Source organism: Gordonia sp. HS-NH1, assembly GCF_001418765.1.
Taxonomy (GTDB): domain Bacteria; phylum Actinomycetota; class Actinomycetes; order Mycobacteriales; family Mycobacteriaceae; genus Gordonia.
In genome coordinates this window covers 188,171-214,672 of sequence record NZ_LIYC01000002.1, presented here as the reverse complement: position 1 = coordinate 214,672, position 26,502 = coordinate 188,171, and the positions used below count along the sequence as shown (strand labels likewise).

Below are 26,502 nucleotides of genomic sequence, written 5' to 3'. Positions count from 1 at the left end.
AGACAACCGTGAGGAGGACCGCTGATGCCCGATGAATCCGACACGGCGCAGCGCGGCGTGACCCCCGCGGAGACCGCCGGGACGACGACCGAGAGCGCCGACCGGGCGAGCGGATCGGGCGCGGTGGGCTCCATCCAGCCCGGTGCGTCCTCGTCGGCCTCGCGCCGGGTGCGCGCACGACTCGCCCGCCGCATGACCGCCACCCGCAGCCAGGTCCGCCCCGTGCTCGAACCCCTGGTCACCCTGCACCGCGAGATCTACCCGAAGGCCGACGTCGCGCTGCTGCAGCGCGCCTACGACGTCGCCGACGAACGGCACAGCGGCCAGAAGCGCAAGTCCGGCGACCCCTACATCACCCATCCGCTGGCGGTCGCCACGATCCTCGCCGATCTGGGTATGGACACCACGACCCTCATCGCGGCGCTGCTGCACGACACGGTCGAGGACACCGGCTACTCCCTGCCGGCACTGGAGGCGGACTTCGGGCCGGAGGTCGCCCATCTCGTCGACGGCGTGACCAAGCTCGACAAGGTCGCGCTCGGCAGCGCCGCGGAGGCCGAGACCATCCGCAAGATGATCATCGCGATGGCGCGCGATCCGCGTGTTCTGGTCATCAAGGTCGCCGACCGCCTGCACAACATGCGCACGATGCGCTTCCTGCCGCCGGAGAAGCAGGCCCGCAAGGCGCGCGAGACCCTCGAAGTCATTGCGCCGCTTGCGCATCGGCTCGGTATGGCGACGGTCAAATGGGAACTCGAGGATCTGTCGTTCGCGATCCTGCACCCCAAGCGCTACGAGGAGATCGTCCGGCTCGTGGCCGATCGCGCGCCGTCCCGCGACACCTACCTCGCCCGGGTGCGTGCCGACATCAACAACGCGCTGTCCGGCGCGCGCATCAACGCGACCGTCGAAGGACGTCCCAAGCACTACTGGTCGATCTATCAGAAGATGATCGTCAAGGGCCGCGACTTCGACGACATCCACGACTTGGTGGGGATGCGCATCCTCTGCGAGGAGGACCGCGACTGCTACGCCGCCGTCGGCGTCGTGCACTCCCTGTGGCAGCCGATGGCGGGCCGCTTCAAGGACTACATCGCCCAGCCTCGGTTCGGTGTCTACATGTCGTTGCACACCACCGTGATCGGACCCGAGGGCAAGCCCCTCGAGGTGCAGATCCGCACGCACGAGATGCACCGGACGGCCGAGTTCGGGATCGCCGCGCACTGGCGCTACAAGGAGAACGGCTACCGCAAGTCGGGCAAGAAGTCCGACACCGCCGAGATCGACGACATGGCGTGGATGCGTCAGCTGCTCGACTGGCAGCGGGAGGCCGCCGATCCGGGTGAGTTCCTCGAGTCCCTGCGCTACGACCTCGCCGTGCGCGAGATCTTCGTGTTCACGCCGAAGGGCGACGTCATCACGTTGCCCGCCGGGTCGACGCCGGTGGACTTCGCCTACGCGGTCCACACCGAGGTCGGGCACCGATGTATCGGGGCGCGCGTCAACGGCCGACTGGTCGCGCTGGAACGCACGCTCGAGAACGGCGAGGTGGTGGAGGTGTTCACCTCCAAGGCGCCCACCGCCGGCCCGTCGAAGGACTGGCAGACCTTCGTGGTCTCGCCCCGCGCCAAGGCGAAGATCCGGCAGTGGTTCGCCAAGGAACGCCGTGAGGAAGCGCTCGAGGCCGGCAAGGACGCGATCGCCAAGGAGGTCCGCCGCGGTGGACTCCCGCTCCAGCGGCTCCTCAGTGCGGAATCGATGTCGGCGATCGCGCGCGAACTGCGCTACACCGACGTGACCGCCCTGTACACCGCGGTCGGCGAGAACCACGTCTCCGCACGCCACGTCGTCAACCGGCTGGTCGCCTCACTGGGCGGCATCGAGGACGCCGAGGAGGCGATCGCCGAGCGGTCGACGCCGTCGACGATGCCGACGCGGTCGCGGCAGGGCGGCGACGCGGGCGTGATGGTCGACGGCATCGACAACGTGGTGATCAAGCTCGCCAAGTGCTGCACCCCGGTGCCCGGCGACGACATCCTGGGGTTCGTGACCCGCGGCGGTGGCATCAGCGTGCACCGCACCGACTGCACCAACGCCGAATCGCTGCGGCAGCAAGAGGAACGCATCCTCGACGTGTCGTGGGCCCCGTCGCCGGAATCGGTGTTCCTGGTGGCCATCCAGGTGGAGGCCCTCGACCGTCACCGCCTGCTGTCGGACGTCACCAAGGTGCTCGCCGACGAACGCGTCAACATCCTGTCCGCATCGGTGACGACGAGCCGCGACCGGGTGGCCATCAGCAAGTTCACCTTCGAGATGGGCGACCCCAAGCACCTCGGCCACGTCCTCAACGTCGTACGCAACGTCGAAGGCGTGTACGACGTCTACCGGGTCACCTCGGCCGCCTGATCGCAGCGCGGACCGGGCCGCACCGGGAGAACAAAACCCCCGCTCCCCAATCCGAAAGAACCTCATAACCCCTGGTCCCTGAGGTGCGAGGAGCGATAGCGACGAGCCTCGAAGGGCCTGGCGAGGCATCTCACCATGCCCTTCGTGGCTCGCTTCGCTCGCACCTCAGGGAGCAGAGGGGTTTGCCAGCGGCAACTCTCAGGGAGCGAAGGGGTTTGCCAGCGGCAACTCTCAGGGAGCAGAGGGGTTTGCCAGCGGCAACTGCTCAGGGAGCAGAGGGGTTTGCCACCGGCAACTCAGGATCAGAGGCTCGGCGACTACTCGATGGTGGCGGTCTCGATGGTCACGGGGAGTTTGGGCTCGCCGTCGCCGGGCTGACTGCCGACCGGGCCGGGGTTGATGCCGCCGGCGTAGACCTTGTCGAGCACCGCGAGTCCGGGCTCGTCGACCTTGCCGACGATCGAGTAGTCGGGACCGAGCTCGCTGTCGTTGATGACGATGAAGAGCTGGCTCGACCCGGTGTTCGGGTTCTGTCCGCCCTGGCTGCTGTTGGCGATCGCGATCGTCCCGCGGGGATAGATCACGGGCTGCGAGCCGGTCATCGGATCCGGCTGGCCGACCTTCTGCAGGTCGGTCGGCGGCTCGTCGGGACTGGTCCAGCCGGGCCCGCTCATGCCGGTGCCGGTGGGGTCGCCGCACTGCAGGATCTTCAGCTTGTCGCTGGTCGTCATCCGGTGGCACGTCGAGTCGTCGTAGAACTTGTTCTCGATCAGCGAGGTGACCGCCGCGGTGTTGCACGGCGCGCCGTCGCGCTCGAGTGTGATCGGCAGGTTGCCCTGGGTGGTGGTGAAGAGGGCCTGCTCGGTGCCCGACTTGAGGACCCGCTCGTCGGGCTTGGGGGAGGTCCGCTCGTTCTTCGCGGCCGCTTTCAACTCGTCGAGTTCGGCCTGATACTGCGGGCGCTGATCAGCCGGGACGGTGTCGGGCACCTGATCGGGCAGCTGGTCGAAGCGGCTCGGGGAGTCCTCGTAGGCGCAGGTCGTCCAGCGTGCGGCCTCACGGTCGTCCATGATCTTCTTCACCACGACGGCCGTCACGCCCGCGACCACGGCCACCACGACGGCGGTCGACACCGAGGCGATCACGATCTTCCGCTTGCGCCGGGCGAGGCGCTCGGTCTCGAGGCGTTCTTCGAGCTTCCGCTTCGCCGCCTCACGGCGCTCCTCATTGCTGGACACGCGGGTGAATCCTCCTGAATCCCGGCACGAGGTGCCGATCTGCTGCCCGCACGGAGTGCCGATCTGCTGCACCGCACGGAGTGCCGACGGTCTGTCGGCATGGCAGTGCCGACATCGTCGTGGATGTCACTTACTCGGGGGCAAGTGTGCCAGTTGTACCTGAGAACAGGGTGCGGCGGGTGGCGAGCCATGCCGCCTACGCAACAATGGACTCTCGACGTGTGTGCGTCGTCCTGTCCGCGCCGACCCGAGGAGCATCATGCTCATCACCGGATTCCCCGCCGGGATGTTCCAGACGAACTGCTACATCGTCGCCGCCGAGGCGGGATCAGATGCGGTGATCATCGATCCGGGACAGGACGCGGCTCCCCGGGTCCGGGAGTTGCTGGCCGAACACGACCTCACCCCGGTGGCCGTCCTCCTCACGCATGGTCACCTCGACCACACCTGGAACGCCACGCAGCTGTGCGACGAGTACTCCATCCCGGCCTACATCCACGCCGCGGACCGGCCCATGCTCGCCGATCCCGGCCTGGGCATCGGACGCGCGCTGGGCGCGATGATCGGGGACGAGGTGTTCACCGAGCCGGAGAAGGTCATCGAATTCTCCGACGGTGAACCGGTGGAGCTCGCCGGGATCTCGTTCTCGGTCGACCTCGCGCCCGGACACACGCAGGGCTCGGTGCTGCTCGGTGTCGAGGTCGACGTGCCGGGCGAGGCCCGCGACCAGGCCGGACCCGACACGCCCGCGGTGGTCCCGGTGTGCTTCTCCGGTGACGTACTCTTTGCCGGGTCGATCGGTCGGACCGACCTGCCCGGTGGCAACCACCAGCAGTTGCTCGACTCGATAGCGGCGAAGCTGTTGCCGCTGCCCGCTGAGACACTGGTGCTGCCCGGGCACGGACCCCAGACCACGATCGGCCAGGAGAGCGCGAGCAATCCCTTCCTGGCCGGACTCGACAGCCAGAGCGCACGACCGAAGGGACGACACGGACTGTGAGCGGAGCATTTCAGGCCCCCCGGGGCATCCCGGACTACTTCCCGCCGAACTCGGCGGACTTCCGGAGGGTCCGGGACACGCTCACCGACGCGGCGCGTCGCGCCGGCTACGGGCACATCGAACTCCCGGTGTTCGAGGACACCGCGCTGTTCGCGCGTGGGGTCGGCGAGTCGACCGACGTGGTCAGCAAGGAGATGTACACCTTCGCCGACCGCGGCGACCGGTCGGTGACGTTGCGTCCGGAGGGCACCGCGGGGGTGGTGCGGGCAGTGATCCAGCACGGCCTCGACCGCGGTCAGCTCCCGGTGAAGGTCTGTTATGCCGGGCCGTTCTTCCGCTACGAGAAACCGCAGACCGGTCGCTACCGTCAGCTTCAGCAGGTGGGCGTCGAGGCGATCGGCGTCGACGACCCGGCGCTCGACGCCGAGGTCATCGCGATCGCCGACGAGGGGTACCGGCGCCTCGGTCTGACGGGATTCCGGCTCGAGATCACCTCGCTGGGTGACGACGAGAGCCGTCCGCGATATCGAGAGGCGTTGCAGGAGTTCCTGTTCGGACTCGACCTCGACGAGGCGACCCGGGCGCGCGCCGAGATCAACCCGCTGCGGGTCCTCGACGACAAGCGTCCGGAGATCAAGGCGGCCACCGCGGGTGCGCCGCTGCTCATCGACTACCTGTCCGACGACGCGAAGTCGCACTTCGATCTCGTCCTCGCCCACCTCGACCGGCTCGGCGTCGTCTACGAGATCAATCCGCGCCTCGTCCGCGGCCTGGACTACTACACGAAGACCACCTTCGAATTCGTCCACGACGGGCTCGGTGCGCAGTCGGGCATCGGCGGTGGCGGGCGCTACGACGGTCTCATGCGACAGCTCGGCGCCAAGCAGGACCTCTCCGGTATCGGCTTCGGGATCGGCGTCGACCGGACCATGCTCGCGCTGGAGGCCGAGGGCGTCGCGGGTACCGAGGCGGCGCGCTGCCAGGTCTTCGGGGTACCGCTGGGCTCGGCGGCAAAGGCCGAACTCGTCGGTGTCGCAGGCACTCTGCGCGCCGCCGGGATCAGTGTCGACCTCGCCTACGGCGATCGCGGCCTCAAGGGTGCGATGAAGGCCGCCGACCGCTCGGGTGCGCGGCTGGCCCTGGTGCTCGGGGAGAACGAACTGGCCGAGCGCCGGCTGGAGATCAAGGACCTGGGCAACGGCGAACAGCACCGGGTGGCCCTCGACGATGCGGTCGCCGAGGTCCGTCGCCTCCTGGGCTGAGAACGTCAGTCGTCGGGACGGCCGACGACCTCGGCCGCGAGTACGTCCAGGGACACACCGCCGAGAGCCAGTGCGCGCGAATGGAAGTCCTTGAGGGTCCAGTCCGGGTGGAGGCGGAGCGCGTCGGTGCGGGTCTGTTCCCAGACGCGCTGGCCGAGCGCGTACGAGGGGGCCTGACCGGGCCAGCCCAGATAGCGGTCGAGCTCGAAGCGCAGCACCGAGTGGTCCATCGCCACCGACGAGGTCAGGAACGTCCAGGCCTTGTCGGCGTCCCAGATCCCGCCGCCGAGGGACTCCGGCGCGGGCAGACGGCAGTGCACGCCGATGTCGACCACGATACGCGCGGCCCGCAGCCGCTGGGAGTCGAGCATGCCCATGCGATCACCCGGGTCCTCGAGCCAGCCGAGCTCGTCCATCAGCCGCTCGGCGTACAGGGCCCAGCCCTCGCCGTGTCCGGAGGTGAAGGAGGCGAGCTTGCGCCAGGAATTGAGGTCCGGGTCGACGATCGCCGAGCCGAGCTGCAGGTGATGTCCGGGGACGCCCTCGTGGTAGACGGTCGTCTTCTCCTGCCAGGTGTGGAAGACGGTCTGATCGTCGGGTACCGCCCACCACATCCGGCCCGGCCGGGACAGATCCTCGCTGGGCTGGGTGTAGTAGATGATGCCGGTCGACGACGGGGCGAGCCGGCATTCGAGCCGGGACAGCCGGGCCGGCAGGTCGAAGTGGGTGCCCGCGAGGCCGGCGACGGCCGCGTCGGAGGTCGCCTGCATCCAGTCGACGAACTCGCCGCGATCGTGGATCTGATACTGCGGCTGGCGATCCAGCCAGGCGAGCGTCGCCGGCACGCCCTGTCCCGGGAGCAGTCCCTCGGCGATCTCCTGCTGCTCGGCGACGATCTGCTGCAGCCGGGTCATCGCCCACGCATAGGCGTCGTCGGGGTCGGCGTCGGCGCCCAGATACGCCGGCAGGTGCAGCAGGTACCGGTCGCGGCCGACGGCGTCGTCGTCGACGGCGTGATCGAGAACCTCGGTGCGCAGGTAGTGGGCGAACGTCCCGAACGAGGTGCGGGCGGCGTCGAGCGCGGTGGCGAGCGTGCCCGCCAGCGCCGGGTCGGCCGCAATCGGCGCCGTGTTGCCGCCGATGCCGTCGGCCGCCGAATCCGCTTGCCGGGCGACGGCCTCCACCTGCCGGCGTGCCGGCCGCGGACCGTGCCGGAGCCGGTGGGCCAGACCGTCGACGACGCCGGTGAGCGAAGCCGGGATCGCGGTGAGCCGGGACAGGAAGACCTCGCGTTGTTCGCGGGTGTCGGTCGGCATGAGGTCGAAGACGTCGCGCAGTGCCTGCAGCGGCGACGCGATGACGTTGCATTCGCCGATGTGCTCGCCGGCCTCGGCGAGCGCGAGTTCACGACGCAGCGAGGCGCTCATGGTGGCGACGGTGACGCGGTCGATGGCATCGGCGACGTCGGCGCGCGCCAGGGCGGACAGGGTGCCGGCGGCGACCTCGGCGCGTTCGGCGCACCCCTGCGCCGAGAAATCGGTCATCCGGTCGTCGTGCTCGCCGTGACCGATCTCGGTGGCGAACAGCGGATCGAGCGTGCACAACCGGTCCAGATGCGCCTCGGCGATCGCGTCGACGGCGGTGGGCTCGCGCGCGCCCGCGGTGTCGGTGGCGTTCACAGGGCGTCGGTGGCGAACGTGTCGCAGCGATCCGGGTCGCCCGCCTGATAGCCGATGGTGAACCAGCGGGTGCGCTGCGCGGCCGAACCGTGGGTCCAACCCTCGGGATTGGAACCCGGACCCTGGATGGTGTCGTCGCCGATGGCCTTCGCGGTCTGGATCACGGTCGCGATCTGTTCCTCGGTGATGGGCGCCAGCAGCGCGTCGGGACCGTCGTCGGCGTGGTGGGCCCACACCCCGGCGAGGCAGTCTGCCTGCAATTCGACCCGGACCGACCCCGATCGCGGTCCCTCCGAACCCATCCGCTGTCCCTTCGCGAGCGCGCCGGTGAGGTTCTGCACGTGGTGCCCGTACTCGTGGGCCACGACGTACTCCTGCGCGAGAGGTCCGTCGCTGCCGCCCATGCGGCGGAGCTGGGCGAAGAACGTGGGGTCGAAGTACGCCGTCGAATCGGCGGGGCAGTAGAACGGGCCGGTCGCCGAACTCGCCGAACCGCAACCGGTGTTCACCGCATCGGCGAAGATGACCGTCTGCGGCGCCTGGTACTCGGGCCAGAGGTCCGACCACACCGTGTCGACGCTCACGGTGGTCGCCTTGATCCGGCAGATCGTGTTCTCATTGGCCATCTCGTAGGTGCACGAGTCCAGCTGCTGCTGGATCTGTGCCGCGTCGGACGACGTCCCGGGCGCCGGACCACCGCCGCCGAGCAGGTCGCCGGGATTCACGCCGAAGAACAGCGCGACGATCGTGATGAGGAGCCCCGCGCCACCGCCCAGCGCGATCCGGCCCCCGCCGCCCCCGCCGCCGGAGACGTTGCCGGTGTCGATCGATCCGCTGCCTTGGAAGGTCACGCGGCCATTCTGGCACGATCGGCACCCGCCCCTCGTTGGTTGAGCAGCTGAGGAGCGAAAGCGACGAGCCGTGGCGAAACCTGTTTCGGTGAGGCAGCGCCGGTATGCGATTGACGCCTCGGGGCACGGATACGGCACCATGGACACCTGGTCTGCGTTTCCGCCGGCCGATTTCGACTCCGGGAAGGATTCTCAGTGCTCCGCACGCATTCCGCAGGTTCGCTGCGCCGCGCCGACGCGTCGCAGACCGTCACCGTCGCCGGGTGGGTCGCACGCCGTCGCGACCACGGTGGCGTGGTCTTCATCGACCTGCGCGACGCCACCGGGCTGGTCCAGGTGGTATTCCGGGACGAGTCGGTCGCACCGGCCGCCCACCGGCTGCGCGCCGAGTACTGCGTGGCGGTGACCGGCGTCGTCGAGGTGCGCCCCGAGGGCAGCGAGAACCCCAACCTGAGCTCCGGCGAGATCGAGATCAACGCCGTCGAGCTCGAGGTCCTCAACGAGTCGGCGCCCCTGCCGTTCCAGCTCGACGAGACGCCGGGCGAGGAGGCGCGTCTGCGCCACCGCTACCTCGACCTCCGGCGCGAGGGGCCGAGTGCGGCCCTGCGTCTGCGCTCGCGGGCCAACGCGGCCGCGCGTGGCGTGCTCGCCGCGCACGACTTCACCGAGATCGAGACGCCCACGCTGACCCGGTCCACGCCGGAAGGGGCCCGGGACTTCCTGGTCCCGGCGCGCCTGCAGCCGGGCACGTTCTACGCGCTACCGCAGAGCCCGCAGCTGTTCAAGCAGCTGCTGATGGTCGCCGGCATGGAGCGCTACTACCAGATCGCGCGTTGTTACCGCGACGAGGACTTCCGGGCCGACCGGCAGCCCGAGTTCACCCAGCTCGACATCGAGATGAGCTTCGTCGACCAGGACGACGTCATCGCGGTCGCCGAGGAGATCCTGGTCGCGCTGTGGAAGCTCATCGGGGTCGACATCTCGACCCCGATCCCGCGGATGACCTACGCCGACGCGATGCGCCGCTTCGGTTCGGACAAGCCGGATCTGCGCTTCGGGATCGAACTCGTGGAATGCGCCGAGTACTTCAAGGACACCCCGTTCCGGGTGTTCCAGTCCCCGTACGTCGGTGCCGTGGTCATGTCGGGCGGGGCGTCGCAGCCGCGTCGCCAGCTCGACGCGTGGCAGGAGTGGGCCAAGCAGCGCGGTGCGCGCGGTCTGGCGTATGTGCTCGTCGGTGAGGACGGCACGCTCAGCGGGCCGGTCGCCAAGAACCTGTCCGAGGAGGAGCGCTCCGGTCTGGCCGCTCACGTCGGCGCGAAGCCCGGCGACTGTGTCTTCTTCGGTGCGGGAGAGGTGAAGTCGACGCGCGCGCTGCTGGGCGCCGCCCGCGGCGAGATCGCCTCGAAGCTGGGTCTGATCAAGGACGGCGACTGGGCGTTCACCTGGGTGGTCGACGCGCCGATGTTCGAACCGGCCGCCGACGCGACCGCTTCCGGCGATGTGGCACTCGGGCATTCGGCCTGGACCGCGGTGCATCACGCGTTCACCTCGCCCAAGCCGGAGTCGATCGACGCCCTCGAGTCCGATCCCGGCGCGGCCCTGGCCTACGCCTACGACATCGTGTGCAACGGCAACGAGATCGGCGGCGGATCGATCCGTATCCATCGCCGTGACGTGCAGGAGCGGGTCTTCGAGATCATGGGCATCGGCCACGACGAGGCGCAGGAGAAGTTCGGCTTCCTGCTCGATGCCTTTGCCTACGGCGCACCGCCGCACGGCGGCATCGCCTTCGGCTGGGACCGCATCACCGCGCTGCTCGCCGGTGAGTCGTCCATCCGCGAGGTGATCGCCTTCCCGAAGTCGGGTGGTGGCGTCGACCCGCTGACCGATGCCCCGGCCGCGATCACCGCGCAGCAGCGCAAGGAATCGGGGATCGACGCCAAGCCCGCGCCGCGGGGCGGCGCCGGCCGGCCGGACAGCGAGCAGAAGGGTGCCGAGACGGGCGCCGAAGGTACCTCGGCCTGAGCCGAAATGCGGTGGCCGGACGTGAGTTCGGCCACCGCGGGTCCTTCCGCGGTGCTCGCCACCCGGCGCCTTCCGGTCATCTGTGATGAGATCTCCTCCATGGCGCACAGCGGTGGGACCGAGTCGGCTGCCGGGACCGTGGTGACACGCACCGGCGGGGAGGTCAGTCGGTGACGATCAAGGTCGCCCTCGAACACCGGACGGTGTACTCCTTCGACCGGCCGACCAGGATCTACCCGCACGTCGTCCGCCTGCGTCCGGCGCCGCACTCACGCACTCCCATCGAGGCCTACTCGCTCACCGTCGAGCCCGGTGCGCATTTCCTGAACTGGCAGCAGGACGCGTTCAGCAATTACCTGGCGCGCCTGGTGTTCCCGGAGCCGTCGAACTCCCTCGGGATCACCGTGAGCCTGGTCGCGGACCTCACCGCGATCAACCCGTTCGACTTCTTCATCGAGGACTGGGCCGAGTTCTTCGGGTTCGAGTATCCCGCGGAACTACGGCGCGACCTGGAGATCTTCCTTCGCCCGGCCGGTGTCACCGAAGGTGAATTCGCCGGTGCACCAGTACATCCGGAGATCGCGCAGTTCGCGGCCAAGCACCGTCCGGCCGGTCGTACGCGCGTCATCGACTTCCTCGTGCGCCTCAACGCGGCGGTCCGGGACGCCGTCGGCTACACGGTTCGTCTCGAGGCGGGCGTTCAATCACCGGAGTACACCCTGTCCAGCGCCATCGGGTCGTGCCGGGACTCGGCCTGGTTGCTGGTCGCCCTGCTGCGCGAACTCGGGTTCGCGGCGCGTTTCGTCTCCGGCTATCTCGTCCAGCTGACCTCGGATGTGAAGTCGCTCGACGGCCCGTCGGGTCCCGACGCCGACTTCACCGATCTGCACGCATGGACCGAGGTGTACCTCCCCGGTGCCGGATGGGTGGGTCTGGACCCGACGTCCGGGTTGTTCGCCGGCGAAGGGCACATTCCCTTGGCCGCCACCCCACACCCCGTCGGTGCCGCCCCGATCACCGGATCGACCGGTCCGTGCCACGCGACACTCGATTTCACCAACACGGTCACGCGGTTCCACGAGGACCCGCGCGTCACCTTGCCCTACACCGCCGAACAGTGGAACCGGGTGACCGACCTCGGTGCCCTGGTCGACGAGCGGATGGAACGCAACGACGTGCGCCTGACGATGGGTGGCGAGCCGACATTCGTGTCCATCGACAACCAGACGGATCCGGAATGGCGGACCGCGGCGGACGGCCCGCACAAACGGTTGCTGGCCGGACGGCTGGCCGGCCGTCTGCACCAGGCGTATGCCCAAGGTGGGCTGATCCGGCGCAGCCAGGGCAAGTGGTATCCCGGCGAACCGCTCCCGCGCTGGCAGCTCGAACTGATGTGGCGCGCCGACGGTCTGCCGATCTGGCGGGACCCGCAACTGCTCGCCGATCCGTGGGCGACGCCGGAACAGTGCGCGGCCGCGATCGAGACCGAGACCCACGGCCCGGATCCGGAGAACATCGGCGATGCCGGCCCCGCGCGGGAACTGCTCACCGCGTTCGCCGAGGCGCTCGGGCTCCCGGCCGGCCAGGTCGTGCCCGCCTACGAGGACCCGCTGGTGCGCATGCGCGAGCTCGCCGCGATGCCACCCGGTGATCCCGGGACCGACCCGACCCTGCCCGCCGCGCGGTCGTTCGCGCAGGCCGAGATCGCCGTCGACGCCGATTCGACGGAGGGCGACGACGACGAGAGCCTCGCGCCGGCAGTGGATTCCGTCAACCGCAGGCGAGCGCTGATCGCCCGGCTCGACGCCGCCGTCACCGAGCCGAGCGCCCACCTGTTGCCGTTGAGCCGGTCGGAGGACCGGACCGCGTGGCAGAGCGCGGTGTGGACGACCCGGCGAGGACGGATCGTGCTGACCCCCGGCACCTCGCCGGCCGGGTTGCGCCTGCCGCTCAACTCATTGTCGTGGGGTCCGGCGCCGACACTGTTCGAGGCCGACCCGTCCGCACGCCACGAGGACCTGCCGGCCGACCCGTCGGAGGCCCTGGGCCACACCGTGCGCGCGGTGGACCCCGCGCAGTTCCTCCCGCGCACGGCCCTCGTCGCCGAGGTCCGCGGCGGCGTGGTCCACGTGTTCATGCCACCGACCTCGACGCTCGAGGAGTACCTCGCGATCGTCGAACTCGTCGAGGACGCCGCGGCCGCGACATCGACGCCGGTCGTCGTCGAGGGATACGGACCGCCCGCCGATCCGCGCCTCGTCTCGTTGTCGGTGACCCCGGACCCGGGCGTCGTCGAGGTCAACATCCAGCCGACCCATGGTTTCGCCGAGCAGTCCGAACTGCTCGAATCGCTGTACGAGCACGCGCGACAGGTGCGCCTGGGCACGGAGAGTTTCGATCTCGACGGCAGCCACGGCGGCACGGGCGGCGGCAACCACATCACTCTCGGCGGCGTCACGCCGGCGGATTCGCCGATGCTGCGCCGCCCCGACCTGCTGGTGTCGATGCTGACCTACTGGCAGCGTCATCCCGCGCTGTCGTACCTGTTCTCCGGCCGGTTCATCGGCACCACGTCGCAGGCACCGCGCGTCGACGAGGGACGCGAGTCGGCGCTGTACGAACTGGAGATCGCCTTCGCCGAGATCGACCGGCTCGCGGTCAAGAACGCCACCGGCGGGCGATTCGACGGCGCGCCGCCCAATCCCTGGGTCACCGACCGGGCGCTGCGACACCTGCTGACCGACATCACCGGGAACACCCACCGGGCCGAGTTCTGCATCGACAAGCTCTACAGTCCGGACTCGGTGCGCGGCCGGCTGGGCCTGCTGGAACTGCGGGCCTTCGAGATGCCGCCGCACCACCGGATGGCGATGGTGCAGTCGCTGCTGGTGCGCAGCCTGGTGTCGTGGTTCTGGGAGAAGCCCTACCGTGCCCGGCTGATCCGCCACGGCGGTGACCTGCACGGCAAACACCTGTTGCCGCACTACGTCATCGCCGACATCGCGCTGGTCGCCGAGGAACTGCGCGAGGCCGGCTACCCGTTCGAGACCGCGTGGCTCGATCCGTTCACCGAATTCCGCTTCCCGCGTCTGGGGACCGTGCAGATCCGCGACCAGGAGATCGAGTTGCGCAGTGCCATCGAACCGTGGAACACGCTGGGGGAGGAGTCGACCGGAACCGGCACCGCCCGGTACGTGGACTCCTCCGTCGAACGCGTACAGGTGCGGGTCCTGGGCGGCGAGGACGATCGATATCTGCTGACCTGCAACGGGTTCCCGATCCCGCTGCGTGCCACGGGACGTACCGGCGAGCGCGTGGCCGGCATCCGCTTCCGGGCCTGGCAGCCGCCGAGCTCGCTGCACCCGACGATCACCATCGACACCCCGCTGACCTTCGACCTGATCGACACGGTCAACGGCCGGTCGGTGGGCGGCGCGACCTATCACGTCGTGCACCCCGGCGGACGCGCCTACGATCGTCCGCCGGTCAACGCCGTCGAGGCCGAATCGCGGCGCAACGGGCGGTTCGAGGCCGCCGGACACACCACGGGCACCGTCGACGTCGGACTGTTGCGCGAGCGGCAGTCCCGGCAGGCCATCGACTTCGGGGTGCCCGGAATCCTCGACCTCCGGCGGGCACGTACAGTTCTTCGGTGACCTCTTCGCCGGGCAGCGCTTCCGCGGTGTTCGACCGCTACCGCGCCGAGGGCCACACTCTCTTCGATCCGGGCCGGCCGCTCGACTCCTACGACGAACTCCTGGAACCCGGTGGGGAAATCCGCCCGGCATGGGCGGACCTGGCCCGCATCTACCAGCTGCGCGGACCCGACCGCCTCCGGGATTCCGCCGCCCGGCTAGCCGCCGCGGTGAGCGACGACGGCGTGGTCTACAACGAGTTCGACGGCCGCGACACCGTGACCCGCGACTGGGAGGTCGACGCGGTGCCGCTGGTCGTCGACGGCGTCGAGTGGGCCGAACTCGAGAAGGCCATCACGCAGCGTTCTATGCTGCTGGACCTGCTGCTGCGTGACCTCTATCGAGATCAGAAGACAATCGCCGCCGGACTCGTCGCGCCCGAGATGGTCTTCGGGCATCCGGGGTACATCCGCAAGGCCGCGCGCCTGGAGGTCGCCGGCCCGCATGCCTTGTTCCTGCACGCGGTCGACATCTCGCGAACCCCCGACGGCGAATTCGTCGCCTACCGCGATCGCACCCAGGCGCCGTCGGGCGTCGGGTACGCGATCGTCGGTCGCCGGCTGATGTCGAAGACCTTCCCGCAGCTGTTCCAGGCGTGCGCGCCACGGCCGATGGCCAACTTCGCCGCCACGATGCGGCTGGCGCTCACCGAGTACGCGCCGCCGGGGGTCGACGACCCGACGGTGGCGGTCCTCAGTCCGGGCAGCATGTCCGAGACCGCGTTCGACCAGGCCTATCTCGCCTCGGTGCTCGGCTTCCCGCTCGTCGAAGGTGCCGATCTCACCGTCCGCGACGGTGCGGTCTACATGCGATCGCTGGGCCGGTACAAGCGCGTGGACGTGTTGTTGCGGCGCGTCGACGCCGCCTACGCGGATCCGCTCGACCTGCGGACGGACTCCCAGCTCGGCGTCGCGGGCCTGGTCGAGGCGATCTCGCGCGGCACCGTGACGGTCCTCAACACCCTCGGCTCGGGCGTCCTGGAGAACCCGGCGCTGCACACCGTGCTGGAGCGTCTGGCGCCGGTCCTGCTCGACGAGGATCTGCGGTTGAGGTCGGTCACCACCCACTGGGCGGGAGATCGGCTGCAGCGCGGTCTGATCCGTGACCGGCTGGCCTCCCTGGTGCTGACCAACACGTGCACGGGGGAGGAGTTCATCGGTCCGCTGCTCGCCGCTGCCGATCGCGCCGAGCTCGACGCCCGGATCGAGGCGCAGACGTGGCAGTGGGTGGCGCGCGACCTCGAGGCGTTCTCGGTGGCCCCCACGGTCACCCCCGGCAGTGGTTCCGGCGGTCCACCGGCGACGCTGCGCGCGGCACCGGTGTCGGTCCGCGCCTTCAGCGTCGCGCAGGGTCCCGGCTACGCGGTGATGCCGGGCGGGTTGGGCGCGGTCCTCGCCGACGGGGTCGAGGGTGCTGCTCACCATGTGGTTGCCGCCAAGGACGTCTGGGTCACCAGCACCGAGGTGGGCGGGCACATATCGCGCCGTTCGGAGACGCGCGGCGAGCCGGCCGCCGAGGTCGCCGCGGGTGCGGCGGGGCGTCCGGTGACCCGTGAATACTCCGACGTCGCGGCCGCGGCCAGCCCTCGTGTGCTGGCGGACCTGTTCTGGCTGGGCCGCTACGGCGAACGGACCGAGCTGGTGACGCGACTGGCCAAGGTGTCCCGCGAGCGGTATCAGGACTTCCAGTACCGCCCGTGGATGTCGGGAACACCGGCGGTGCCGCTGCTGCTGCACGCCGTCGCCACGGTGACGGGCACCGCGCGCTACCTCGACACCGCCGATCTCCTGATGTCGGGATCGGACCGGCCGCCGTCGCCCGACCAGGTGAACGAGGCGATCGAGAAGATGGCCGACCTCACCGTGTCGCGGTCGGTGCCCGGGACCATCGCGTATTCGGTCGACCGGCTTCTGAGTACGGCCCGGGCGGTCCGGGATCAGATGTCGACCAGCACCTGGATGGTGCTCGCGCCCGTCGAACGGATCATGGCGAGCACGACCCGGCTGGTCGCCCGGTCGCGCACCGACGCCGACGCCGGTGTCGGCGACGCCGCACTCGATCTCGGACCCGACCTGGCCCGCGCACATGACGAGATCCTGCATGGCGTCCTGGCCCTCACCGGACTGCAGGCCGAGTCGATGGTGCACGACCCGGGCTGGATGTTCATGGACGTCGGCCGACGCATCGAACGGGCGGTCACCCTCGCCGACCTCACGCGCGCGATGTTCGCCGAGGCGCAGGACACCGACGTCGAGCAGACGCTGCTGGAGTCGTACCTGGTGGCCAACGAGTCGTCGGTCATCTATCGCCGCCGCAATCGCGGTCTGTACCAACCGGCCAGTGTCGCCGAGCTGTTGCTCTTCGACCCGACCAATCCGAGATCGATGATCTTCTGCCTGGAGCGGATGAACGCCGACCTGTCCTCGGTACCGGAGACCCTTCGGTCGGCCGGTGCCGAACGAGCCGTCCAGGACATGATCGCCGAGCTGCGTCGCGGTGACCCCGCCGACCTGGTGCGCGTCGACGCCGACCGCAGGCGCCCTGAACTCGTCGAACTGATGACGACGCTGCGCACCGGTGCCACCGAGCTCTCCGACCTGCTGACCCGGACCCGCTTCGCCACCCCGCGCCAGGCGCGACCGATCTGGGCAGGTGGGCAGTCGTGAGTTCGCGTGTCTACCGCGTGATGCACCGGACGAGCTACACCTACGACGACGACGTGTCGTCGTCGTACGGGCGTTGTCACCTGACCCCGCGCGACCTGCCGGGCCAGCGCGTGCACTCGACATCGCTGGAGATCGAGCCCGAACCCGACGACCGGTCGACCGGGCTCGACGTGTACGGCAACCACGACAGCTACTTCCACGTCCGGACCTCGCATCGCGAGCTGACCGTCACCGCGCGGTCGGTCGTCGAGGTGGATTCCGTGGACCCGGGTGTGCTCCTGAGCCCGGCGGCCCGGACGCCGTGGGAACAGGCACGACCCTGCGTCGTCGACGGCCGGGAGAGCGCCCTGGCTGCCGAATTCGTCCTCGATCTCGATCCGCCCGAGATCACCGACGCGGTCCGCGAGTACGCCGCCGGGGTCTTCACCCCGGGCCGTCCGCTCGTCGAGGCCGTCACCGACCTCACCTCACGGATCTTCGCCGACTTCACCTACCGGTCGGGTTCGACGGCCATCACCACTCGGGTCGACACCGTCCTGCAGCGGCGCGAGGGCGTCTGCCAGGACTTCGCGCGGGTCGCGATCGCCTGCCTGCGGTCGCAGGGCCTGGCCGCCAGGTACGAGTCGGGCTATCTCGCGACCGAACCGCCCCCCGGCAGAGAAAAGGTCTACGGTGCCGACGCCAGCCACGCATGGGCTGCGGTCTGGATGCCCGACGGCCGGTGGCTGCCCTTCGACCCGACCAACGACAAGCTGGTCGACGAACGTCACGTCACGCTGGCGTGGGGACGTGATTACGACGACGTGCCGCCGCTTCGCGGGGTCATCTACACCGACTCCACGAAGAGCCGCATCGACGTCTCGGTGGACGTCAGCCCGACGGATGGCCTCACGCCGGGCTGAACGGGGCACGGTCTGATGACCCACCTGGTGATCCGTTCTGCCGCAGTGTGTTCGGCAACCGGTTCGGCGATTTGTCAGCTGCGACGTGATACAGATGAACGAATATTGCTGTTGCGACATCGTTGCAACGGGTAGGTTGGTGGGCGACATGACGGTCATTACGGAAAGCCGCATCACCAGCGTGGTGCGGGCGGCAGAGGCGCTGCTGTCACACCGCGCCGGATCAGCAGTGGTCCTCGACGATCCCGAGGACCTCGGTGGCAGCGGACGCACGACGGTGGTGCGGGTCCGGGTCGCCCAGAATCCTCTGAGCCTGGACCGATCACTCGTGATCAAGGCTCTTCCCGAACACGAGGACCCGCAGGCCTTCCATCGGGAGATCGCGTCCTACAAGTACGCGACGGCGCTGCCGAACGAGTCACGCCCGGGCCCGCAGCTCATCGCGTCGGATCCGGACCTGCGCATCATGGTCCTCTCCGACCTCGGCCACGGCCGTTCGATGCTCGAGTATCTCGCCGGCGTCGACCCGGTCGAGACCTCCCGCGCGGTCAGCGCCTGGGGTCAGGCCCTCGGCCGGATGCACGCGGCGACGGTCGGCGGCGAAGGGGACTTCCTCGCGCTGCTGCGCCGCGGACCGTCGGGCATGCACGGACGCGACATCCTGCGCGACGAGGCACTGCGGTCGATCGACTCGGTGGTGGGGCACGCCGCGGCCCTCGACGTCGTGGTCCCGGACCGGGTGGTGGAATCCCTGCGTACCGCGGCCACGCTGTTCGACGAGGGCGACCACCGTGCGTTCAGTCCCTCCGACGTCGGTCCGGAGAACATCCTGCTGAACGACGACGGCGTGCAGTTCATGGACTACGAGTGGGGCGGATTCCGCGACGCGACCCTCGACATCGCCTACGCGGTCGTCACCATCACCGCGCAGCTGCCGCCCCGGGCCTCCGCTCGTGCCACCGACCTCGAGGTGTCGATGGTCGACGCCTGGCGCTCGGAGGTGCATTCGATCTGGCCGGCACTCGCCCACGAGCGGGAGATGCAGCGCAAGGTGCTGCTCGCCCGTCAGCTCTGGGTGTGGCTGTCGACGGTGTGGATGCTGCCGGGCGATCCGGAGGCCGATCACGCCGACGCCGACTTCGACGTGGCCGACTTCGGCGCGTCCGGTTTCACCCACGACTGGGCCCTGCACACGAACGACCCGCGCGTGATCGTCAGCCGCTGGACCGATCTCGCCGCCGCGGCGGGACGTGCGGGTGACGACGAGATCGCCGTGTTCGCGACCGCGATGGGCGTCGCGCTACAGCGCATCTGGCTGGCCTGACCCGCTCGTGGACGGACTGTTCGACCCACCCGACGACCCTCGGGCCGGCTCCGGTGGGCGTGGTGCCGCCGGGGGCCTCACCGCCCCGCCGTCTCCGTCGGCACCCCTGGCGGTCCGGATGCGGCCACAGACCCTCGACGAGATCGTCGGGCAGCAACACCTTCTCGGGACCGGCTCGCCGCTGCGGAAGCTGATCAGCGGTTCGGGCGCGGCGTCGGTGCTGCTCTACGGGCCGCCCGGGACCGGCAAGACCACGATGGCCTCGCTCATCGCGCGAGCCACCGGCGGCCGTTTCGAGGCCCTGTCCGCGCTGACTGCCGGGGTCAAAGAGGTACGTGCGGTCATCGACGTGGCCCGGCGCCGCCTCATCGGTGATGCCAGGTCCGGCGGTCAGCAGACGGTCCTGTTCATCGACGAGGTGCATCGGTTCTCCAAGACGCAGCAGGACGCGTTGCTCGACGCCGTGGAGAACCGCATCGTCCTGCTCGTCGCCGCCACGACCGAGAATCCGTCGTTCTCCGTGGTCGCACCGCTGTTGTCCCGATCCCTGGTGCTGCAGCTGCGGTCGCTGACCGATTCCGACATCCGGGAGGTGCTCACCCGGGCGGTCGCCGACCCGCGCGGGCTGGACGGCAAGGTCGAGGTCACCGACGCCGCCTATGACCACCTCGTCGCGGTGTCGGGCGGGGACGCGCGCCGGGCGCTGACCGCCCTCGAGGCCAGTGCCGACTCGACCGACCGCATCGACCTCGCCGACGTGGAGACCGCCATCGACCGCGCCGCGGTGCGCTACGACCGGGACGGCGATCAGCACTACGACGTGACGAGCGCGTTCATCAAGTCCATCCGTGGTTCCGACGTCGACGCCGCCGTGCACTATCTCGCGCGGATGATCGCGGCGGGGGAGGACCCGCGCTTCATCGCACGGCGCCTGATGATCCACGCCAGCGAGGACATCGGGATGGCCGACCCGACGGCCCTGCAGTCCGCGGTCGCGGCCGCCCAGGTCGTGAACCTCGTCGGGATGCCGGAGGCCAAACTGGCGCTCACCCAGGCGACCATCCATCTCGCGACGGCGCCGAAGTCGGCCGGTGTGGTCTCGGCCATCGGCGCCGCCCTCGCCGATGTCGAGTCGGGCAAGGCCGGCGCGGTTCCGGCCCACCTGCGCGACAGTCACTATCCGGGAGCCAAGAAGCTCGGCAACGGCGTCGCCTACCGATACCCGCACGACGACCCCGATGGTGTTGTACCGCAACAGTATCCGCCCGACGAACTCGTCGGCAGGGACTATTACGTCCCCACCGACCACGGTCTGGAGCGCGAGATCGGGCCGCGGGTCGCGAAGTTGCGGTCGATCGTGCGCGGCGCGGTCTCACGGCGCCGGTCCCGCTGACGGTCCGCGACGACGTCGTCGCGGTCGAGAGTCCCTCCGCTCTGCGGCGACCCGCCGACGGTAGTCTGGGATGTCGCGACATCAACGGCCGCTACCACCAACGGCGAGGACGAGACCCACAGTGCAGACGCATGACATCCGGAAGCGCTTTCTGGACCACTTCATCAAGGCCGGGCACACCGAGGTGCCGAGCGCTTCGTTGCTGCTCGACGATCCCAACCTCCTGTTCGTCAACGCCGGCATGGTCCCGTTCAAGCCGTTCTTCCTGGGTGAGCAGACCCCGCCCTACTCGCGGGCGACCAGCGTGCAGAAGTGTGTCCGGACCCTCGACATCGACGAGGTCGGCATCACCACCCGCCACAACACCTTCTTTCAGATGGCGGGCAATTTCTCCTTCGGCGACTATTTCAAGCGCGAGGCCATCACGTTCGCCTGGACGCTGCTGACCAACAGCGTCGAGGACGGCGGCTACGGGATCGACCCGCAGAAGCTGTGGCCGACGGTCTACCTCGACGACGACGAGGCCGAGGCAATCTGGCGCGACGAGATCGGTGTGCCGGCCGAGCGCATCCAGCGGCGCGGGATGAAGGACAACTACTGGTCGATGGGCGTGCCCGGCCCCTGCGGGCCGTGCTCGGAGATCTTCTACGACCGCGGACCCGACTACGGCGTCGAGGGCGGCCCGGAGGCCGACGAGGACCGCTACATCGAGATCTGGAATCTCGTCTTCATGCAGAACGTCCGCGGTCCCGGCGGCGGCAAGGACAACTACGAGATCCTGGGCCCGCTGCCCAAGCAGAACATCGACACCGGCATGGGCGTCGAGCGCGTGGCGTGTCTGCTGCAGGGCGTGGACAACGTCTACGAGACCGACCTGTGCAAGCCGATCATCGACCTCGCCGCGCAGCTGTCCGGGCGCGCATACGGTGCCGGTTCGCACGCCGACGACGTCCGGTTCCGCGTGGTCGCCGACCACGCGCGGACCTCGGCCATGCTGATCGGCGACGGTGTGCTGCCCGGAAACGACGGCCGCGGGTACGTCTTGCGTCGTCTGCTGCGCCGGGTCGTGCGGTCGATGCGTCTTCTCGGTACCGCCGACAATGAGCCCACCATGGGCGCGATCATCGGTAAGGTCATCGACCTGATGTCGCCGTCGTACCCCGAGCTGGAGACGCAGCGCCGGCACATCGTCGACGTGGCGGTGGGCGAGGAGACCTCGTTCTCCAAGACCCTCGCCGCGGGTTCGAAGCTGTTCGCCGACGCGGCGACCGCCACCAAGAGCGCGTCGCGCACGACCATCAGTGGGTCTGACGCCTTCACGCTGCACGACACCTACGGCTTCCCGATCGACCTGACCCTGGAGATGGCGGCCGAGGCCGGTCTCGCGGTCGACCAGGAGGGCTTCACCTCCCTCATGGCCGAGCAGAAGCAGCGCGCCAAGGCCGACGCCACCGCCCGCAAGACCGGACACGCGGACCTCAGTGTGTACCGCGACTTCCTCGACCGCGGGCCCACCGAGTTCACCGGTTTCGACGAGCTCGTGTCGGAGGCGCGGGTGCTCGGCCTCGTCGCCGACGGTGCCCGGCTGCCCGCCGCGTCCGCCGGACAGGAACTGACGGTCGTCCTCGACCGGACGCCGCTCTACGCCGAATCCGGCGGTCAGATGGCCGACGTCGGCACCATCACCACCGGCTCGGGTGTGCGCATGTCGGTCACCGACGTGCAGAAGGTCGGCAAATCGGTGTGGCTGCACAAGGTGCGCATCGACGAGGGCGAGATCGAGGAGGGCGACGAGGTCCTGGCTGCGGTCGACACGGCGTGGCGGCACGGCGCCACCCAGGGGCACTCGGGGACCCACATGGTCCACGCCGCGCTCCGCGAGGTCCTCGGCCCCGGTGCGACACAGGCCGGTTCGCTGAACCGTCCCGGCTACCTGCGTTTCGACTTCAATGCCACCGGTCCGGTGACCGAGGCCCAGCGCCGCGAGATCGAGGAGATCAGCAACGCCGCGGTCGAGGCGAACTACCAGGTCAACACATTCGAGACCGGGCTGTCCGAGGCCAAGGCGATGGGCGCGATGGCGCTGTTCGGCGAGAACTACGGTGACGTCGTCCGCGTCGTCGAGATCGGCGGGCCCTTCTCGATGGAGCTGTGCGGCGGCACGCACGTCGCGTCGTCGTCGCAGATCGGACCGATCACACTGATCGGAGAGTCCTCGGTCGGTTCCGGGGTCCGGCGCGTCGAGGCGTATGTCGGCATGGACTCGTTCCGATTCCTGTCGAAGGAGCGGGCTCTGCTCGCCGGCCTGGCCTCGTCGTTGAAGGTGCCGTCGGAGGAGGTGCCCGGGCGCGTCGAGCAGCTCGTCACCAAACTGCGCGACGCCGAGAAGGAACTCGAGCGGGTGCGTGCCGAAGCCGCGCGGGCCGCGGTGTCCGGTCTCCTCGACACCGCGACGACCGTCGGTGCCACCCTCGTGGTCGAGGGCCGGGTGCCGGGCCTGGACGCCAACGGGCTGCGTTCGGTGGTGACCGACCTTCGTGGCCGGGTCGCCGACCGCCAGGCGGTGATAGCGCTCTTCTCGCCGAGCGGTGACGGGCCGGAGGCCAAGGTGCCGTTCGTGATCGCCACCACCGCGGCCGCCCGTGATGCCGGGATCAAGGCCGGCGACCTCGTCAAGGAGGTCGCGCCGCTGCTCGGCGGCCGTGGCGGTGGCAAGCCGGACCTGGCCCAGGGCGCCGGCACCGATCCGTCCGGGATCGACGCCGCGCTGATCCGCATCCGTGAGTTCGTCGCCTGATGCCCGACCCGCAAGCCCGGCCCGACGCTGCGCCGCGGACCCGAGGACGACTCCTCGGCATCGACGTCGGGAGCGTGCGGATCGGCGTCGCCGTGTGTGACCCCGACGGCATCCTCGCCACGCCGGTCGAGACCGTGCGTCGGACTCCCACGGGCGCAGACGATCTCGACCGGATCGCCGCCCTGGTCGCCGAGTACGAGGCCGTCGGCGTGGTCGTGGGGCTGCCGAAGACCCTCAAGAACACCGCGGGCGCGGCGGCGGAGACCGCGCGTGCCTTCGGGGACCGTCTCGCGACCCGGATCGACCCGGTGGCAGTGCACTGGCACGACGAACGTTTCACGACGGTGACCGCACAGCAGGCACTGCACGCCAGCGGCCGGACGGTGAAGTCCTCACGCGCGGTGATCGACCAGGCCGCGGCGGTCGCTATTCTTCAGGGGTGGTTGGATGCACGACGGTGAGTCAGGGGAGCCTCCGGTGACCGACGATCGGCGTCGCACACGCCACCGCGACGGCCAGGGCCGCCGCACCGAGGGCATGGACCCCGAGCGTCTGCGGTACTTCACCCAGCCGGCCGCCGGGTCCCCGCACACGCGGCACCGTCGGCGTCGGACCGGCCCGGAATCCGGGGACTCCGCCGGTCGTCGGCCGGCCCCGCCGCCCGTCCCGCCGGCCGAACAGGCGCGACCGGTCACCGGGACGCCCGGACCGCGCGCGACACCGGTCCGCATCCCGCCGGGACAGGCACCCACGCCGCCCCCCGCCCCGCCTCGACCGGCCCCGCCTCAGCGGCCGCGGGTCGAGGACGACGTCGACACCGACTTCACGATGGCTCGCCCGGCCACTCCCGAACCGCCCGTCCGTGGCGCCCGCAACGAGGGATTCCGTTCTGCCCCCGCCGGATACGAATCCGCGGGGAAAGAGCAGGACGACTACGCCGACCCTGGCTACGGCAACGAGAACTACCGCGACGAACACCACGGCGACGAGCACTACCCCGAAGAGAGCTACGCCGAAGAGAGCTACGGCGACCCGCGCCAGGACCGGCCTGCCGACACCGCGCGTACGGTGCGCGACCCGGGCCCGGTCACCCCTGCACCCGTCCGGGAGGCCGAGGAGCACGACGACTGGTGGGCCGGGGTCGACGACGCCGAGGCAGCGCAGCAGACGCGCCGGGCTCCGCGCCGCAAGCGCAGCCGGGGGAAGCGTCGTGCGGTGCTGGCGATCGCGATCGTCTTCATGCTCGCGCTGATCACCGGCGTCGGCTACTACGGCGTGCGCGCGACCGGCCTGCTCGAGTCCCGCAAGGACTACACCAACGCCGCCGGTGCGGGCGACGTCGTCGTCGACATCCCGGACAACTCCACACTCGCCGACTTCGGCCGCATCCTCGTCGACGCCGACGTGGTCGGCAGCGTGCGGGCGTTCGTCGATGCCGCCGGCGGACAGCCGATCTCCGGCGGGCTGTACAAGATGCGCACCCAGATCCCGGCGACCACCGCCGTGGAGATGCTCACCGACGACGGAGCCGAGCACCGTGTCGGGCGAGTGGTGATCCCGCCGGGGCTGCAACTCGATTCGAAGACCGGTATCGACGGCAAGGTCACCCCGGGGATCTTCCAGCTGATCGAGAACGCCACGTCGTTCTCGGTCAACGGTCAGCAGGAGGGTGTGACCGTCGCCGACCTCGAGAAGGCCGCGGCCGAGGCCACGCCGGAGGAACTCGGCGTACCCGAATGGGCCCGTCAGAACGTCGCCGGGATGACAGGCGATCACCGTCGGATCGAAGGGCTGATCGCACCGACCACCTGGGAGCGCGTGGAACCCGATCACACCGCCACGCAGATCCTGCAGGAGATGATCTCCCAGAGCGGGTCGATGTTCGAGCAGTGGGGACTGCTGGACCGCAACAACTCCGGGCTCGAGCCGTACGAGACGCTGATCGCGGCGTCGATCGTGGAGCGTGAGGTCCGCCACGTCGAGGACGCGCCGAAGGTCGCGCGGGTCATCCGCAACCGCCTCGACCGCGACCAGCTGCTGCAGATGGACTCGACGCAGAACTACACCGCCGACATCACGAACATCGATGTGCACGGCGAGGCGTACAAGAACGACAACGAATGGAACACCTACCGCTACAAGGGGTTGCCGCCCACACCGATCGCGGCGGTGGGCGTACCGGCTCTCGAGGCGATGCTCGACCCCGCCCCGGGGGGCTGGCTGTACTTCGTCACCGTCGACACCGCCGGGACCACGTTGTTCGCCAACACCTTCGAAGACCACAAGCGCAATCGCGAGGTCGCCTGCCGCAACAAGCTGGTGGCCACGGGATGTAGTCAGTGACCAGCGGACCCGCCGTGAACACCGTGCCCGCCGACGTCCGTTCCCCGCACGGCGACCACCGTCGGGCCGCGGTCCTGGGTTCGCCGATCACCCATTCGCGGTCACCGCGCGTCCATCTCGCCGCCTATCGGGCGCTGGGGCTCGCCGATTGGCGGTACGACCGGATCGAGTGCACCGCCGAGCGCCTGCCGGAGATCGTCTCCCGCGCGGACGCCGACTTCATCGGGTTCTCGGTCACCATGCCGAACAAACGCGCTGCCCTCGACTTCGCCACCGAACGCACCGAGCGCGCGGAGTTGGTCGGGTCGGCCAACACCCTCGTCCGGGTGCCGTCCGGATGGCGCGCCGACTGCACCGACATCGACGGCATGTCGGGTGCCCTCAACGATCTCGCGATCGGTGCCGACATTGATTCCGGGACAACACCTCTCGCCGTGGTCGTCGGGGCGGGCGGAACCGCCCTGCCGACGATCATGGCGCTCGACGACGCCGGCGTCACCGACGTCGTGGTCGTCGCCCGAGACGCCGGGCGCGCCGCACCCGTCCTCGACCTCTGTGAACGGTTGGGCATGAGCGGCGACATCCTGCCCTTCGAACCCGGCAAGGCCCTCGACCGCCGGTGCCGCGACTCCGCGGTCGTCGTGTCGACCGTGCCCGCCCAGGCGGCCGCCTGCCTGACATCGGCGGTGGCGCGGGCGCGCAAGGTCGTGGACGTGATCTACGACCCCTGGCCGACGCCTCTCGCGACCGCGGTCGACGCGGCCGGCGGAACCGTCGTCGGCGGTCTGGTCATGCTGGTCAACCAGGCCTTCCGGCAGGTCGAGCTGTTCACCGGGCTCCCCGCGCCCCGCGACGCGATGATCGAGGCCCTGAGCGCAGACTGACGCCTGGTCGTTCCGAGACCGTCCACAGGACGTG

General features: G+C 69.7%; 16 protein-coding genes. 13 read left to right on the top strand and 3 right to left on the bottom strand.

All coding sequences use genetic code 11. The features are described 5' to 3' along the window. Positions 1–24 precede the first annotated feature (24 nt). Positions 25–2,406 carry a RelA/SpoT family protein gene (locus tag AMD30_RS02760; protein WP_055474649.1) on the top strand — a complete coding sequence of 794 codons (2,382 nt, stop codon included), beginning with the start codon at positions 25–27 and terminating at the stop codon, positions 2,404–2,406. A gap of 317 nt (positions 2,407–2,723) precedes the next feature. Here AMD30_RS02760 and AMD30_RS02755 read toward each other — a convergent pair whose 3' ends face one another. Beyond that, on the bottom strand, positions 2,724–3,644 hold the full coding sequence (locus tag AMD30_RS02755; protein ID WP_010840946.1) for a peptidylprolyl isomerase: 921 nt from the start codon (positions 3,642–3,644) through the stop codon (positions 2,724–2,726). 259 nt (positions 3,645–3,903) lie between these two features. Here AMD30_RS02755 and AMD30_RS02750 point away from each other — a divergent pair, with 259 nt between their 5' ends. Next, positions 3,904–4,644: an MBL fold metallo-hydrolase gene (locus tag AMD30_RS02750; protein WP_055474648.1), complete on the top strand. Its 741-nt coding sequence runs from the start codon at positions 3,904–3,906 to the stop codon at positions 4,642–4,644. Continuing rightward, positions 4,641–5,906: a histidine--tRNA ligase gene (hisS, locus tag AMD30_RS02745; protein WP_014926620.1), complete on the top strand. Its 1,266-nt coding sequence runs from the start codon at positions 4,641–4,643 to the stop codon at positions 5,904–5,906. Before AMD30_RS02750 ends, hisS begins: the two co-directional genes overlap by 4 nt. Before the next feature lie 5 nt (positions 5,907–5,911). On the opposite strand, the gene AMD30_RS02740 is transcribed toward hisS, so the two are convergent. Together AMD30_RS02740 and ypfJ are read right to left on the bottom strand one after the other, a co-directional pair. After that, positions 5,912–7,585: a DUF885 domain-containing protein gene (locus AMD30_RS02740; RefSeq protein WP_055474647.1), complete on the bottom strand. Its 1,674-nt coding sequence runs from the start codon at positions 7,583–7,585 to the stop codon at positions 5,912–5,914. Next, complete coding sequence (ypfJ, locus tag AMD30_RS02735; protein WP_055474646.1) at positions 7,582–8,436, bottom strand: KPN_02809 family neutral zinc metallopeptidase; 855 nt, start codon at positions 8,434–8,436, stop codon at positions 7,582–7,584. Before ypfJ ends, AMD30_RS02740 begins: the two co-directional genes overlap by 4 nt. A 195-nt stretch (positions 8,437–8,631) precedes the next feature. Between ypfJ and aspS the strand changes: the two genes are divergently transcribed. The 10 genes from aspS to AMD30_RS02685 all read left to right on the top strand — a co-directional run bounded on the left by aspS (position 8,632) and on the right by AMD30_RS02685 (position 26,468). After that, the gene (aspS, locus tag AMD30_RS02730; RefSeq protein WP_055474645.1) at positions 8,632–10,464 is read left to right on the top strand and encodes an aspartate--tRNA ligase; all 1,833 of its coding nucleotides are present in this window, start codon (positions 8,632–8,634) and stop codon (positions 10,462–10,464) included. Between the two features lie 170 nt (positions 10,465–10,634). Continuing rightward, positions 10,635–14,120: a transglutaminase family protein gene (locus tag AMD30_RS02725; protein WP_055474644.1), complete on the top strand. Its 3,486-nt coding sequence runs from the start codon at positions 10,635–10,637 to the stop codon at positions 14,118–14,120. Next, positions 14,117–16,825 carry a circularly permuted type 2 ATP-grasp protein gene (locus tag AMD30_RS02720; protein ID WP_055474643.1) on the top strand — a complete coding sequence of 903 codons (2,709 nt, stop codon included), beginning with the start codon at positions 14,117–14,119 and terminating at the stop codon, positions 16,823–16,825. The genes AMD30_RS02725 and AMD30_RS02720 overlap by 4 nt, the downstream gene beginning before the upstream one ends. Next, positions 16,822–17,727, top strand: a complete 906-nt coding sequence (locus AMD30_RS02715; protein ID WP_084817182.1) for a transglutaminase family protein — start codon at positions 16,822–16,824, stop codon at positions 17,725–17,727. The genes AMD30_RS02720 and AMD30_RS02715 overlap by 4 nt, the downstream gene beginning before the upstream one ends. A gap of 148 nt (positions 17,728–17,875) precedes the next feature. Then, the gene (locus AMD30_RS02710) at positions 17,876–19,051 is read left to right on the top strand and encodes a hypothetical protein (RefSeq protein WP_035716982.1); all 1,176 of its coding nucleotides are present in this window, start codon (positions 17,876–17,878) and stop codon (positions 19,049–19,051) included. Positions 19,052–19,058: 7 nt separating this feature from the next. Then, entirely contained in the window at positions 19,059–20,444 is a 1,386-nt protein-coding gene (locus AMD30_RS02705; protein WP_010840957.1) for a replication-associated recombination protein A, read from the top strand. A gap of 121 nt (positions 20,445–20,565) precedes the next feature. After that, entirely contained in the window at positions 20,566–23,241 is a 2,676-nt protein-coding gene (gene alaS / locus AMD30_RS02700) for an alanine--tRNA ligase (RefSeq protein WP_014926630.1), read from the top strand. Next, entirely contained in the window at positions 23,241–23,702 is a 462-nt protein-coding gene (gene ruvX / locus AMD30_RS02695) for a Holliday junction resolvase RuvX (RefSeq protein ID WP_014926631.1), read from the top strand. The genes alaS and ruvX overlap by 1 nt, the downstream gene beginning before the upstream one ends. Then, positions 23,689–25,584 (top strand): endolytic transglycosylase MltG, encoded by a 1,896-nt coding sequence (gene mltG, locus AMD30_RS02690; protein WP_055474642.1) that lies wholly within the window; start codon positions 23,689–23,691, stop codon positions 25,582–25,584. The genes ruvX and mltG overlap by 14 nt, the downstream gene beginning before the upstream one ends. Continuing rightward, positions 25,581–26,468 (top strand): shikimate dehydrogenase, encoded by an 888-nt coding sequence (locus tag AMD30_RS02685; RefSeq protein WP_055474641.1) that lies wholly within the window; start codon positions 25,581–25,583, stop codon positions 26,466–26,468. Before mltG ends, AMD30_RS02685 begins: the two co-directional genes overlap by 4 nt. The last annotated feature ends 34 nt before the right edge of the window (positions 26,469–26,502 follow it).

Coding starts and splice junctions, on each gene's coding strand:
- ruvX (WP_014926631.1), top strand. CDS start 23,241: ATGCCCGACCCGCAAGCCCGGCCCGACGCTGCGCCGCGGACCCGAGGA.
- AMD30_RS02760 (WP_055474649.1), top strand. CDS start 25: ATGCCCGATGAATCCGACACGGCGCAGCGCGGCGTGACCCCCGCGGAG.
- AMD30_RS02710 (WP_035716982.1), top strand. CDS start 17,876: ATGACGGTCATTACGGAAAGCCGCATCACCAGCGTGGTGCGGGCGGCA.
- AMD30_RS02750 (WP_055474648.1), top strand. CDS start 3,904: ATGCTCATCACCGGATTCCCCGCCGGGATGTTCCAGACGAACTGCTAC.
- mltG (WP_055474642.1), top strand. CDS start 23,689: ATGCACGACGGTGAGTCAGGGGAGCCTCCGGTGACCGACGATCGGCGT.